At 39.5% G+C, this 13,593-nt stretch carries 12 protein-coding genes; 11 read left to right on the top strand and 1 reads right to left on the bottom strand.

Features of this window, described 5'->3' with window-relative positions; translation table 11 throughout:
- The first annotated feature begins 323 nt into the window (after positions 1-323).
- The 6 genes from ASC49_RS09590 to ASC49_RS09560 all read left to right on the top strand — a co-directional run bounded on the left by ASC49_RS09590 (position 324) and on the right by ASC49_RS09560 (position 7,959).
- On the top strand, positions 324-1,157 hold the full coding sequence (locus tag ASC49_RS09590; RefSeq protein WP_082443783.1) for a TnsA endonuclease N-terminal domain-containing protein: 834 nt from the start codon (positions 324-326) through the stop codon (positions 1,155-1,157).
- Positions 1,154-3,409: a Mu transposase C-terminal domain-containing protein gene (locus ASC49_RS09585; RefSeq protein ID WP_055463026.1), complete on the top strand. Its 2,256-nt coding sequence runs from the start codon at positions 1,154-1,156 to the stop codon at positions 3,407-3,409. Before ASC49_RS09590 ends, ASC49_RS09585 begins: the two co-directional genes overlap by 4 nt.
- A gap of 2 nt (positions 3,410-3,411) precedes the next feature.
- Positions 3,412-4,836, top strand: a complete 1,425-nt coding sequence (locus ASC49_RS09580) for an ATP-binding protein (protein WP_055463025.1) — start codon at positions 3,412-3,414, stop codon at positions 4,834-4,836.
- A gap of 1 nt (position 4,837) precedes the next feature.
- Positions 4,838-5,764 carry a TniQ family protein gene (locus ASC49_RS09575; protein ID WP_055463024.1) on the top strand — a complete coding sequence of 309 codons (927 nt, stop codon included), beginning with the start codon at positions 4,838-4,840 and terminating at the stop codon, positions 5,762-5,764.
- Entirely contained in the window at positions 5,739-7,325 is a 1,587-nt protein-coding gene (locus tag ASC49_RS09570) for a TnsD family Tn7-like transposition protein (protein ID WP_055463023.1), read from the top strand. Before ASC49_RS09575 ends, ASC49_RS09570 begins: the two co-directional genes overlap by 26 nt.
- A 328-nt stretch (positions 7,326-7,653) precedes the next feature.
- Entirely contained in the window at positions 7,654-7,959 is a 306-nt protein-coding gene (locus ASC49_RS09560; protein WP_055463021.1) for a hypothetical protein, read from the top strand.
- An 875-nt stretch (positions 7,960-8,834) separates the two neighbouring features.
- On the opposite strand, the gene ASC49_RS19605 is transcribed toward ASC49_RS09560, so the two are convergent.
- Complete coding sequence (locus tag ASC49_RS19605; RefSeq protein WP_082443781.1) at positions 8,835-8,990, bottom strand: phage integrase N-terminal SAM-like domain-containing protein; 156 nt, start codon at positions 8,988-8,990, stop codon at positions 8,835-8,837.
- Between the two features lie 719 nt (positions 8,991-9,709).
- Between ASC49_RS19605 and ASC49_RS20305 the strand changes: the two genes are divergently transcribed.
- The 5 genes from ASC49_RS20305 to ASC49_RS09535 all read left to right on the top strand — a co-directional run bounded on the left by ASC49_RS20305 (position 9,710) and on the right by ASC49_RS09535 (position 13,509).
- A complete protein-coding gene (locus tag ASC49_RS20305; protein WP_055463020.1) occupies positions 9,710-10,003 on the top strand; it encodes a nucleotidyltransferase domain-containing protein in 294 nt (97 codons plus the stop codon).
- Entirely contained in the window at positions 9,990-10,394 is a 405-nt protein-coding gene (locus ASC49_RS09550) for an HI0074 family nucleotidyltransferase substrate-binding subunit (protein ID WP_055463019.1), read from the top strand. Before ASC49_RS20305 ends, ASC49_RS09550 begins: the two co-directional genes overlap by 14 nt.
- Positions 10,395-10,578: 184 nt before the next feature.
- Positions 10,579-11,571, top strand: a complete 993-nt coding sequence (locus ASC49_RS09545) for an ABC-three component system protein (protein WP_055463018.1) — start codon at positions 10,579-10,581, stop codon at positions 11,569-11,571.
- Positions 11,564-11,797: an ABC-three component system middle component 6 gene (locus tag ASC49_RS20300; protein WP_055463017.1), complete on the top strand. Its 234-nt coding sequence runs from the start codon at positions 11,564-11,566 to the stop codon at positions 11,795-11,797. Before ASC49_RS09545 ends, ASC49_RS20300 begins: the two co-directional genes overlap by 8 nt.
- Positions 11,788-13,509: a DUF2326 domain-containing protein gene (locus tag ASC49_RS09535; RefSeq protein WP_055463016.1), complete on the top strand. Its 1,722-nt coding sequence runs from the start codon at positions 11,788-11,790 to the stop codon at positions 13,507-13,509. Before ASC49_RS20300 ends, ASC49_RS09535 begins: the two co-directional genes overlap by 10 nt.
- The last annotated feature ends 84 nt before the right edge of the window (positions 13,510-13,593 follow it).

The following is a 13,593-nucleotide window of genomic DNA, read 5'->3' as shown; positions in this document are numbered from 1 at the left end:
AAATAAAGTGTAATTCACTTGGTGTGATAAGCTGATTTTTAATGGTTTTAGGGCTTTATAATAGAGTGTGTTTTTATTTCGAATAATGTATATTTTTTCATTTTTTGGTGGTTTTCAATAAAGATGTATTTTTTAAGCTACTGAATTTTAATGGTTTTATTTTCGTCTGATTTTTTATACATATTATATAATAATTAAAAATCCCATCAATAATATTGGTTTTTAAATATTTTATTATATTTCGTGTATCTTTTTTCAACTTGACTAAAAATATATTGGGATTATGTTTTTCATTATTCGGTTTTTGATTTGGTAGGTGAAATATGAAAAACGATAATCTAATTGTTGATGAACATCAGAAGAGACGATATGAAATACACAAGAGATCATTTGAGAATCCTAAATGCGAGTATGAACCGTTCATTAGAACGATGGACTTTACTCGCTCGGCAGGAAATCGCTCTAAAACACCTCATCTTGAAAACAAAGACCGACTAGTACACACGCTGTCTGCCAACGAGCTATGGGCTTACTTAAACATCATTCATAGTCAGAATGTCGTGGACGTTTATGAACAGTGGGCTCTTCCGGTTGAGTACACAATAGAGATTTGTTCTGAGCTTGAGATTAATCATCCAAGGGCTAAACGTAGTAGTAAATTAGGTTATGAGTCATTTGATTTCTTAGTGAAATTAGATCCAAGTAGCGATCATAAAGACCTTAAATTCGGGACATGGCAAGCCGTAGCAGTTAAGTCGACGAAAGCCCTGTTGACGGATCGTGTTCAAGAAAAGCTGAAAATACAAGAAGCTTTTGCAATGCTGAATGATATCGAATTCATCGTTCTAGACAGTGATCAGCTACGCACTGTTTACAGCGAAACCCTCGAAGGGCTGTACGTCCATCGTCGTTTACAGCCATTTACTGAAAGCGTTTACCCCGAGTGGCTTAGCACAATCCGTGGTGAGCTTCTGTTTCATTCGAACATGCGTATGGGCGAGTTGCTGAAAAATGTAGCTTTTTCTGTGGGCATTCAGCCGGAGTTATCCCTTCACTTCTTCAAGCATGCGCTATGGGTTCGCGATCTGACGATGAATTGGAATGAGCGTTTACGTCTAGAGCGTACAGCCCTGAAGCTAGAGGTGAAAAGCTTGTGAGTAATGTACTAAGTTCACAGCTAGAGCAGAATGCTAAGCCAGTTACGCTTTTAGCGCCAATAAAACTTTATGATTCATTTTTCTTAGCTGATGAGCAAGACACTGTATATGTTAGTCAGCGTGAACTGAAAGAGCCGATGATCGTTGTTCATATCAATGAAAAACGTGGTCATGCATTTCTGATGAACATCAGAGGAACACTCAAAAAGCCAATACGGGTTGAGATCGTTGATCTTATTGATGCAGTGGAGTCTTCAGAGCTTCAGAAAGGTGAAACATTTCAATCGACTCAGTCTAAAACGCCTTATGATCAATTGAATGATAATCAAAAGGTAAAGGCATCTTTGAGATTGAAGATCATAGAGTCTTTAGTAAATGACTTAGATAGCGTTTTCTACAGCTCGTATAGAGATGGAGCTATCACAAAAGTTGCTAATGAAAATAATCTGACTAAAGCAACGATTTATCGCTACCTTTGGGCATATTTATACTCTGGAATGAAGTTGGCTGCGCTTGGGTTTGGTGTCGGGGAGTACGCTAACTCTGTTCAACCAGTACGTGTTTTAACCAAACCGCAAGGTCGGCCCAGTAAGCGATCAAAGGTAACAGGAATAGAAACTAGAAAGATCATTGACTCGACTGATATTGAAAACTTTAAGTTTGCTATCGCACTCATGGAAAAAGGCGGTAAAGGCGCACCGAGAACCTTCAAAGCTGCTTATGATCGAATGGTTCCAAAAAAGTACGCAGAAAAAACAGTGCTGCTAGACAATAGACAAGCATATATATCAGGTAATGAAAAAAAGATTCATTTAAAACCAGAGAACGAACGACCCAGTTTTTGGCAGTTTAAATATTGGCTGGAACAGACCCATGGAGATGGATTAGTTGCATTAAGAAATAAGATTGTCCCACATTCAAAGCGGCATAGCGATCTTAATGGTCGTGTTGGTAATGCGTATGTGAATGTAATAGGACCTGGCCAACGCTATGAAATTGATGAAACCCCGTATGATGAAGAAGTCCTATCAGAGTATATTCCTGGCTTGTCACTCGGAAAACCTACGCTATACGTTATACGGGATGTCTACAGCCGATACATAGTTGGCTTCTATCTTACGTTCGGCAATCCGTCAGTTTTTGAGATGCGAAATGCTATTTATCAATGCCTGAGAGACCGGAAAGCATGGTTAGAATCAATTGGCTGTGCTGACTATCTTCCGTACTGGATTCAGATGGGACCACCGGAAACCATTGCTGTCGATAATGCTGAATTTAACAACACACTATCTGAGCCTCTTTTGAAATCTTTGGGTGTTCGTGTGGATTTTGGAAAGCCACGCTCAGGGAATGATAAGCCCTTCATTGAAAGTGTGTTTACGACCTTAAAAAGAACTAAGGAAAACACTTCGCCATCGCATAGCGGTGAGAGTAAGCCTGAGCAAAGAAGTAATGAAGCTCGTAAACATGCGTTATTGAATAGAACTCAGCTTTATAGAGATCTAATGCGTGAATGTGTTCATCATAATACTAAAGCGATAAATGAGCATTTTCATCTAGAGAGAGAAGCCATTCTGGATGGTGTTAAGCGTATCCCTGCTGACATAGTGACTTGGTCGGTGAACAATATGAAGTCACGGATGCTTCCGATTTTAGATGATCGTGAACTTCGTTTAGCTCTATTGCCTCACGGTGAAGTATCAGTCCGACAGAAAGGAATATACCTCAAAGGACAAAGCCAAGAGCTTTTTTATAACTGCCCAGCGATTCGACTAACGGGGCTTCAAGACCGCCCGCATAAGGGTGCTTCACGTTCAAAAATTCTTTCATGTCGATACGATCCGAATGACATTAGCCGAATCTGGATTAACTATAAAGATGAGCAATATGAAGCCTTCATTGATCAGAAATACCATCGCTACGAGGGTATGAATCAAATAGAAAGAGATGAGCTTGATGCGTTACTTATTTTGAATGAAGAAGAGGCTCACCAAGAAGAAGCAAACTCTAAAGCTAGCTTATTCGCAAATTCTGAAGCTGCGGTAAAGCAAGCAAAGCAGCAGATAAAACAGTCAGGACGAATCAGCTCAACTGCTCAAAAAGTTAGAGAGAATCGAAAGCTTGAAAATAGTTTGACGGATGCACCGCTTGAAATTGAACCGAATGATACTTCTCTGTCCGACCTGGATAGTGGGGATAACAATAAAAATAACGACTCTACTAAGAAAACACCTTGGGTGGATAGGAGATAATTATGAATAGAAATTTCGCTAATGATGAGAATCAAGCAAGTCGTACCGACTTGAAGAACCACTTACTTGATGCTTTGCCTCCAAAGATGACAGCTAAAGAATTCTATCAAAGCAATCACTACCCGATGCTCTATCCAAATTCTGAAGAGTTTGAAGATCGTTATGAATTGCTAGAAGAGTTGCTTGATTCCGTGGATCGATTTCGGTTTGTAAAAGAAGAGCATTATGACCTTTACGAAAAAGTACACCTGTTAATTCGTAGGGGCTACAAGGGGTTAGCGCCCACGCATCCAAAATATATTGATTACATGTATTCAATTGCTGCGGGTGAAAAAGTACCGTTCCCTTCAGGCAAAACAACTGCTGAGACTGCGGCAGTGGTTGCATTCAGTGGGGTTGGCAAAACATCTTCTATCGAGCGTATTTTGAGCTCTTGTTTTGATCAAGTGATAAAGCATTCACAATCAGACTTTAATGACTTGCAAATTACTTACATTAAAGTGGATATGCATCATGACGGATCACGTTCAGAGCTATTAAAACGACTGCTTCAAGAGGTAGATAAATTAGTAATCAACGCCGGTTATCCAAATCCTGGCTACGCTAATTCTGTGACTAAAGCCAACGGAGAGAATGTAACGATCGCACGGATGGTCGAGACAGTAAGAACAGTCTTTGTTCGTCATCACGTAGGTTTGTTTGTCATTGATGAAGTTCAGGTTCTGAGCTCGACCACTGACCATGATCGCAAACACATGATTCAGCTGTTTGATGACCTTAGTAACAATCTGAAGATTCCTCACATCAAGGTAGGCACTACAGATTCGATATTGTTGTTCTCAGACCGGATGCGACATCAGCGCCGTCTAGGTGAGATTATCGAGCTAGCTCGAATAACAGATCACGATGAAATGGAAGCATTCAATGAAGCTTTCTTTGCTAATATCGAGCGTTCTATAAATGTGTCTTCTGTAGACGATGTCATCAACGAATTTTGGATTCAAAGCGCCGGTATTCCATCTACTTTGTTGGATCTCTTTCGGACTTGCCTAAAAGAAATTGTTCCTCGTAATAAAGCTCTGACGCCAGCACTTATCAGCAAAATCATGAAAAAGCACTTCGGTAACCAAGTACCTGCACTTCAGGAGCTTAGAGTGAAAGGTACTAGCCAAGTGATAGATTTCATGACGGTTGAACAGATGTATAAATTTGAAAGCAAGACTTATATCGATAGTTTGAAAAAAGCGATTAAGAAGCAAAATCCCATGGGGATGGCTGCACAAGCACACTTGGACAATATACAACGATTTGAAAACTCTCAACCGCTAAGCAAGGCAGAAAAAGAGGCTCTGAAACATTTAAAAATAGGGCTTGAAAAAGCTACTCAAAAGCAAGCTGGTCCTCAAACCCTCGAAGAGGGGCAGTAAAATGATTCTTGAAACACTGCAACAGGATGAGCATGTATTTAGCGGGCTAGTCCGATCAAAGCTACTCAGCGGCCAGAGGAATATGGGAGAGCGTCGTTGGTTCAACCACTTGGAGTTAGCTAACAGGAAACTGCATGCACAAGCTCCCTTTAGCGATCAGTGCACTGAGATCGTTCAGCGATATAGAGCGCATGATGCTTCTAAAGCTGAGCATGAGTTTTGGTTAGAGCACACAACGACAGCACCTTGGGTGATCTCGCTTGATCAAGAGAATACTTCGGCAAGAGGACGTTTACGAGCAAGCGAGCTTACCTCATTTGCTGGGCATCGAGGTTGGCGTTTTTGTGCAGACTGCGCACAGAAAGAAAGAGAGATGCTAGGATTTTCATACTGGCATTCATCGCATCATTATTTTGGCGCTATGATTTGCGCCAAGCACAAGACCCCATTGTTTACACATCAGAAACTACATGTGCATGACTATAGCTTACCTCAGGAATGGCTCGGGAAAGCTGAAGAGATGGTTATTCAGTTTGAGTGGCAACTCAAGTGGCAGTCATTTATATATCAACTTTGTGAAGCCTTTAAAGCCGATTTAACCCTGGCGACACGCATTAAGCAAAATGTTTTCGAGTTGCTCGAAATTGATCGTAAAGTCACTTATTACTTTGATAAAGAACGAATAAACGCTCTCTTTAAAGAGATGTACTCAGATCTCGGAGAAAACTTCTTTGTTGAGATGATTAGGCGATACGCAAATGGGCATCAATATGTCTCTAATCCATTATGGCTCGCTTTGCATGAGGACAAATCGTTCCAAGGCGTGCGCTCACCAATCTATTGGTTAGTAACGATATTTTGGCTTCGTGAAAAACTATCGACTCTCGATGGAGTGATTAATCATGAATGGCATTCCACCACAAATTAATCGCTTAGATTTTTACCCAGCTGAAACAGTGTTTAGTTGGGCTAGCCGTTATCATCTGAGATTCGGTAACGCTCAAATAAGAGATACGTATGAAGCGCTTTTTGGTACGAGAAGAATAAGAGTTCATCCATTTCTACCGCAATCCCTAATGAATATTGCAGGGGAAAGAAAGCTAGATGAAATCGTGAGGGAGCACACTTTATATCCACTATTTGCCTACTTTGGATATGACCCAAAAGGTGACTACATTGCTTCCTTGACTTACAACTCAAAAACACCCCTTCCAAACTTGATTGCAAATGCGGGTTTGGGCTGTGAAGCTGGACACTATTTTTGTCCATTATGTGTCGATGAATTAAGGCAGGAGACAGGCCTACGAATCTATACAGTTCACCCTCAATTCCCAGGCATTGACTCTTGCCCAATTCATGGCATTCAGCTCATCGTTACCGAAAATTCAGACTTTGGTATTGATCGTAAGTTTCAGCTGCCAACCTATTTACTAAGTAGAGTAGAGAACTGTGCGAGTAAGAATCGTATTGTCGCTTTTAAAGCGATGCAGATCGTAAACAACTTGGTTCACTCATCTTTTAATGAGCATGAAAACCATCTCCAGTATTATCGATCAATTCTTAAGCAGCTTGGTCTTGTGACAAGGAATGATCGAATTCGCGAGTCTCAGCTACGCCATGATATTTGTAGATACTACAACGATTTTCAGCCGCAAAAGGGTCTTGAAAAGGTTATGACCTTTAAGTTTCTTGGGCACATGCTTCGAGAAAACACGAATTTCATACAGCATCCATTTCATCATTTGCTTTTGCAGGTATGGCTTGATCATGTGATTTCCATAGATGACGGGCGGTTTTTGAAGCAAAAGGAGAGAGTGAACAAGAAGCAGAATATTGATGATTTAGTGCTGTTTATGATCAAAAGTGGTTTCAGCAAAGCGGAAATAAAAGCAGAACTTGGATGTGTGTACTCTGTCATAGAGAGAGTAGCAGCCTTGAATGGCATTAAAATTAATCGCGTGCCTAGTGCCACTCCACCCTGGTATCAGCAATTTTTGATCTTCGCTTTACTGGGAAGGCACAGACAGTTTATAGCTGATGCATTTAGTTTAAAGCTTCACGTTATAGAGACAGAAATTAGCAAAGTGCCAGGATTACCCGAATGGCGACATAATTTGGCTAAGATGAGACGACTTGAACGCTCTATATATATGATCAAGCATGCGGTAGAGAATCATCCTGATTGGTCTAGGCAAAACATTAAGCAAGTGTATAACAAGGAATTCTTTTACTTGTACAAATATGCACCACAGCGACTTGAAGAGCTGTTACCTCCTAAAATGGCTTTTCAAACGCCAGTTATGGATTGCTCAGAGGAAGATGAGCGTATTTATTTAGACATTCTGAAGATTGAAAACATTCAAAACATGCCAATTTCGAAAGTCAGTCACTTACTATTAGGACACGGTAGACTGCTGAAGCGGCTGGAAAAACTTCCTAAATCGAAGCATTTACTGATGATGTTAGGCGTACTTAAAGAGGAATCTTAGTATGTGGCTGGATCATGATGTGGTTATAGGACTGGTGGTTACAAGAGAGGACTTCAAGTTTTATCCCTGCATAGAGATACCAGACCAATACGCATTCACATTTTTGGTGATGCTGCACAAGTTATGTGAGCAACCTTACCCTCTTGAGGTGCTTCACATAGAACTCGATCCAAGGACTCAAATCCCACAAACACAGCTAATATCGAGTTGCCCCAGAGAACTGTTAGAGCCAATTCTTGACGAATTCGGTGCAAAACTAAGAATCTGCCTACAGTGATAACTGAGAATGAATGCTCTAAAAGAATCTATAATCGAGGAGGAGTGAATTATGTTTTATATTGGAGTTAGTCGTTATTTCGCTACAGGTGAAGGTGTGACTATTTACGTTGCAACAGGTAGTGAAGAATCGATTCGAAAAGCTATCCCTGAGTTTTTTCACCATGGGCTGAGTCTTTTAAGTCCGTCCGATTGGCTCAAAGCAGCAGAAGGTGGCTGTGTCGATGAGTATCTCCAAGCTGATGCTGAAGCTATTAAGGTCTATTTACCAATGCTGTGGAAGCAGATTGAAGAAATTGCGAAAGGACGAGCCTGTCATCTGGATTTTTTCATGAAGTATCATTTTAATTATGCGTAACTATAAAGAAGGATAAGAACTCAAGTTCTACCTAGGTATTGATATCCCTGATCAATACGCCTTCACATTTTTGGCAATGCTTCACAAGCTCATTGAGCAGCTATACCCTCTATAGACTCTCCATAACAGCTTACATCCAGGGACAAATACCCCCGAAACACAGCTTATTTCAGGCTGTCCCAACGAAATATTGGGTCCGATTCTTGACCGCTTTGGGCGTGAGCTTCGCAAATATATTCATAATTAGTTCGCTCGATAGCTCTATCTAAAGTGATATTAAAGGCGTATTAAGGTTAAAAAATGCTTTGGTAGTGTGGTCCATAAGTCTCTTTGCCTACATCAGATGCAGTTCGGATCTCTAGTATCATTCGATGTAGACTAATTATTGCTCTAAGGGGGGGCTCATAAACTTCGCCTTATGCAGAGAATGCTATTTTTCTGATAAGTGCTAAGATAGATATGTGATGTCATTTTCGAGGTGTGCGCGTGTCTAAGACATCATTAGTATCTCTTGCTTGGTAGGAAGACATTATTCAAATGGTGTATCAGCGCACTGTTTTGGTGCTTTTTCGCATTAAAAGTATACGGTTCAATTCCTTTTTCTTATTTCTGTGTGAAAAATGATCGTTAGTAAACTTTTTGGCAAAAGTATAAGGTTGAATTTCTTTTTGTAGAAATTTTCGAGTGCCAATTCACTGAGCTAGAGACCTCAAAAAGTATACGGTCTAATTCTCTGAATCCAGTAGAGGGTTGGATTCAATAAATTAAACCGTTAACTTTTTAGCCCGAATTCTCCTCAAATAGCCTCAGTGCTCGATGCGCTGGGGCTTTCAGTGTTTTCTTCTCAAAATCCCGCCAAAAATGGAATTGAAGTGTTAACTTTTGGTTTTGCATTGATACGGTGTGCCTGTCGAATTATGAAAGCGAATGAAATAACGAATCCAATACAAGTAGGACTTTTCCGTTTTCATACTGTAGCCACGGATACGCAACTCGCTGCGAAGGTGATTCATAAAAGGGCTGGAAGACATCACACACTCCTTGTGGATATATCTAATAAATCTGTATAAATATACAGTTTATTTTTGTATTCGCAAATTGGGTGCCTGTTTTTATGATCTGAATACTATTCAGTTTCTCGTTTTGTCATAGAAGCGTCAGTGAAAGTGTACTAAGATCAATAACTAAACAATGCTGCAGCCAGAATAACGTGCTGTGGACAAAAGATATAACGCGCATGCTCGATTTCATGTTTTGAGTTGCTATGGGGTAAGCCAGAAAAATACTTTTAAAACAAATCGTTAGAAGGTTTTCTTTTAGTGCTCCGGCAATGCGTAAACGCGCATGCGCACTATTAAGCTGTTGTTTGCAAATAGAACGCGTGGTTACTTGATACAAGGATAGTACATATAAGATATTTTATGTATATCCATCCAGTATATTGAGAGGAATTTTTAGAGCGAAAGGGTATTGGAAATATGATTGACAGCCTTTTACTCTTTTAACCTTAAAATGAAGTGCTTGCTGATGAACAACGAAGTGGGTTGTTACAACAGACAAGCACTTCATTTTAAGGTAATGCATGAGCAATCATAGCTTTCTTTTTCCACGCTTTCTCTTGTAAATTCCTCGATGGGGAGGATGCCTGAATATATTCAGACGCTTTTGTTTCTCGTCATCAAACAACAATTTGCCGAAAGCGACCGCTAAAAAGCAGCGGCGCTTTGGCTGGACGTTAAGGCTACTCGCAATGAACACACCATTATCAGTAGAAAAGGTCATAAAGGAGCTAGTCGAACTTTATCCAATAGACAAACTGGTGTTGTTCGGGTCTAGAGCCGTTGGAGATCACGAAGATAGATCGGACTTTGATATTGCGGTTTTTTCTAAGTCTTTATGCAGGAAAAAATTCTCAAAGTTACGATTGGACGCTGCCGAGTCTAGAACATTATATTGGGTTTCACTTGTTCACTTCGAGTCAAATCCAGCTGCATTACAACAAAGAATACTTGAGCAAGGAATTATAATTTATGAGCGATCGTAAACTACAAGATAGCCTAGGAAATCTGGAAAAAGCACTAACAAAACTTGAAGCTGCATTGCTTATTCCAAGAGATCGTGAGCTTGTTGTCGAGGGAACAATTCAGCGCTTTGAGTATGTTATCGAGCTGATGTGGAAAACACTAAAAAGAGCTCTAGAGTTTGAAGGTGTTCATCCAAAAACCCCACGCGAAAGTGTGAAGGAAGCCTTTAAGATCGGCTGGCTAGATGATGAAGATGAATGGCACGATATGCTCGATAGCCGGAATACGACTTCTCACAATTACCTCGATGAGGAGCTGGCTGAAGACAATTATGATGACATTATTCATGTGACCCCAATCTTGAGGAAAACATTTGATTTTCTTCGTGCCCGTTATCCAGAAAAGCCTTAACAAAGTGCTGCTAGGGACAAACCTACGCTACGCTTCGGTTTGCCCCAGAGCACGGCGTTAGTTTCTAATGGAAGTGTAGTACCTTCAGTCAGCGAATATTTATAGTTAATTTTTTAAAGATGTGAGCCCTAAACTAGCCAAGGCTACAAAAAACTATCGAGGATGCAGTGAAAGGAATTCGTCAATGAATGTTCAACAAAAATTAGATGTACGTAAAGCCTTTAAATTGCGTATACATGAGTCAAATGGAAATGCATTCGAAGATTTGTTTTGCGATGTGATGCGTGCATCAAATAAAGAATTTAAAAAAGTAAAACCACAAGGACGCATTGGTGATAGAAAAAATGATGGATTCATCCCATTAGAGGGAAAATATTTTCAAGTTTACTCTCCTCAATCTCCGACTGGCAATCCCACTTCAGCTACTTCAAAAATCGAAGAAGATTTAGACGGACTAATAGCGTATTGGGGGAATGAGCATAAGTATAAAATTAAACACTTCTACTTTGTGTTCAACGACAAATATCATGGTGCCTACCCAGAAATTTATACAACGCTAAATAGCGTTAAGAATAAGTATGGTCTGGATATTTGTGATGTATTTCTTTCTTCTGATTTAGAAGATGTTTTCATGGAGTTGCCAGAGGACAGTATTGCATCAATATGTGGTTATTATCCAAAGCCAGAAGATATTGGGTTTATCGATAATTCAATCGTCGCAGAAATTGCAGGTTATGTATCTAAGAACTACAGCGGTTTTTCTGATTCTCAAGTCAATGAACCACCCGATTTTTATAACAAGATACTATTTAATAAATTGGGTAGAAGTACTGCGATGCACCTTAATGTCGGGGCTTATCAGGTAGGCTATGTTGATGACTATTTTCGAACCAATAGTAAGTTTTCACGCCAACAGTCTAGAGACTCGTTGAACGAAATGTATCAACACCACTTAAATACTGACAATGCAGAGGCTGCGATAGCTACAGGTTTGTCTGAGTCCGATATAGTTTTTAAAAACATGGTTGATGAAATGTTGCCTGAAAACTTGTCTAATATGCAGAGGCGTGATTACGAAAGAAATGTAATCGCTGTTCTGGCTTACTTTTTTGAGGCATGTGACATCTTTGAGGAACCACTTGAAGGTTATGACCCGAAGGTGATTGAAAATGCTTAGTCCACAAAAGCACATACGATTGTCTGAGTCACTTTTGGGGTTAGGCGCAAATATTCTAAATTTATTGTCTCGTCCACAGACCCCTGAACAAATCTATGACAAGTTGAAGAATCTAAATTTGCTCATTAGTCATGATTTTGAACACATTATTTTAGCGTTAGATTTTTTATATGCATGTGGAGCGATTGAGTTGAATGAACAAGGAAAAGTAGTCAAATGCAGTTGATTTCTCTAGAAGCGAATAAGCCATCTTTTAACACAGTTCATTTTAACCCTAAGGGTTTAACCCTAATTATTGGGAAAAGCACATCAACTGATAAAAATAATACATATAATGGTGTTGGGAAGTCATTGTTGCTCCAGCTCGTAAATTTTTGTCTTGGCTCCAACAAAATCCCAGCATTTGAACAGCATTTGTCGGGATGGGAGTTTACTCTTAGTTTCAAGGTTGGTGATAAAATATTTACCGCAAACCGTGCTGCAAAAAATCAGAACAAGATTTATCTAAACGATAAGGAGTTCGGGCAAACTGCTTTCAATGCTGAAATGGAGCGAATGCTTGTAGATATCCCCGAAGACTCTCCATATCTTACTTTTAGGACTGTTCTTTCACGTTTTTATCGTACAGGCCGGGGAAGTTATGTATCAAGCCTCGCAACTGCGAAAGAGCAGCCATTTTCATCCTTGGTAAATAATGCCTTCTTACTTGAATTAGACCTTGATTATGTCTATCAAAAACGAAACACACGGAAGCGTTACCAAGAGTTAGAAAAGTTCGAAAAGTCGTTCAAAAATGACCCGGTAATAAGGGAATACTATACTGGCGATTTGGATGTTGAATTTGAGATTTCTCGCTTAAAACAAGATGTAAAGAAACTAGAATCTGACATTAAAAACTATAACGTGGCAGAAAACTACGCGGCGATCCAATCGGAAGCGGATGGTATGGCTGAAAAACTGTCACAAATGAAAAACAGGCTTTATTACTTAAATACTAGTATCAAAAATATTAAGTACAGTATGAGCTTATATCAGGATATGGACTTAGAGAAAGTTTATAGTCTTTATGGTGAAATTACTGAACTGTTTAAAGAAGGCACGCTACAAACGCTCGAAAATGTCACTGCATTCCATAAAAGTATTCATATTAAACGAAGTGAACGATTAGCTAAAGAACTTAAGACGTTATCTGCTACACATTTGGAAGAAGAAAAAAGCAAGAATGAACTGCAGAAAGCTTTTGATGAGAAAATTAAGTTGCTGGCAAAAAGTCGAGCGTTAGACTTTTTCGCTGCAATCAATGCCCAATTAGCCGAACTAAAGAGCAAGCTTTCCAAACTGCAAGATTACAAGAATATTTCGGCACATTCTAAAAAGGAAATGGCAGAGGCGCAAAAGGAACTATCAAGCCAAGAAGTAACTACAATCGAGTATTTGGAAGCTTATAAAGAACAAGAGCATCCGGTCTATCTTGGATTTAGTGACCTTGCAAATGAGTTTTATCCTGAAGTACCTGCTGGCATTTCAATTAAAAATAACGAGGGCAATAACCAAGAACGATTCAAAATAAGTGCAAAAATTCAAAATGACGCTTCAGATGGAATTAACGAAGTTAAAATCTTTTGCTATGACTTGAATAACTTAATTAATTCCAGAGTTCATCATTTTCAAAGCATTTTCCATGATAGTAGGATGTTTAGTGATATAGACCCTAGGCAAAGAGCAATATTGTTACAGCTTGCCCACAAATTGACTAAAGAATATGGGAAACAATATATAGCGACGATTAACGAAGACCAATTAACATCTCTAAAAGATGTTCTTGCAGAAGAAGAATTTGAGGAGATAATTGGCACGGTAACGCTAGAGTTAAAAGACGATTCTCCGGAATCTAAGTTGCTCGGTGTTCAGATCGATATGCAATACGAAAAAGACTAAAAGTTTGTGGATAATGATACGTGGCTATCCCTGTTATTAACAAGAAAAAAGGTTGATGACTCAGTACAGGTTTGGTCACTACTA

The sequence above is a fragment of the Marinomonas fungiae genome, assembly GCF_001418205.1.
In the GTDB taxonomy this organism is placed as follows: Bacteria; Pseudomonadota; Gammaproteobacteria; order Pseudomonadales; family Marinomonadaceae; genus Marinomonas; species Marinomonas fungiae.
The sequence above is the reverse complement of the archived record's forward strand: the minus strand, read 5'-3'. Positions and strand labels throughout refer to the sequence as shown.

Excerpts from the sequence above, each read along its gene's own strand:
- ASC49_RS09590 (WP_082443783.1), top strand. The coding sequence starts at position 324 with ATGAAAAACGATAATCTAATTGTTGATGAACATCAGAAGAGACGATAT.
- ASC49_RS09580 (WP_055463025.1), top strand. The coding sequence starts at position 3,412 with ATGAATAGAAATTTCGCTAATGATGAGAATCAAGCAAGTCGTACCGAC.
- ASC49_RS09575 (WP_055463024.1), top strand. The coding sequence starts at position 4,838 with ATGATTCTTGAAACACTGCAACAGGATGAGCATGTATTTAGCGGGCTA.
- ASC49_RS09570 (WP_055463023.1), top strand. The coding sequence starts at position 5,739 with ATGAATGGCATTCCACCACAAATTAATCGCTTAGATTTTTACCCAGCT.
- ASC49_RS09560 (WP_055463021.1), top strand. The coding sequence starts at position 7,654 with ATGTTTTATATTGGAGTTAGTCGTTATTTCGCTACAGGTGAAGGTGTG.
- ASC49_RS19605 (WP_082443781.1), bottom strand. The coding sequence starts at position 8,990 with ATGTCTTCCAGCCCTTTTATGAATCACCTTCGCAGCGAGTTGCGTATC.
- ASC49_RS20305 (WP_055463020.1), top strand. The coding sequence starts at position 9,710 with ATGAACACACCATTATCAGTAGAAAAGGTCATAAAGGAGCTAGTCGAA.
- ASC49_RS09550 (WP_055463019.1), top strand. The coding sequence starts at position 9,990 with ATGAGCGATCGTAAACTACAAGATAGCCTAGGAAATCTGGAAAAAGCA.
- ASC49_RS09545 (WP_055463018.1), top strand. The coding sequence starts at position 10,579 with ATGAATGTTCAACAAAAATTAGATGTACGTAAAGCCTTTAAATTGCGT.
- ASC49_RS20300 (WP_055463017.1), top strand. The coding sequence starts at position 11,564 with ATGCTTAGTCCACAAAAGCACATACGATTGTCTGAGTCACTTTTGGGG.
- ASC49_RS09535 (WP_055463016.1), top strand. The coding sequence starts at position 11,788 with ATGCAGTTGATTTCTCTAGAAGCGAATAAGCCATCTTTTAACACAGTT.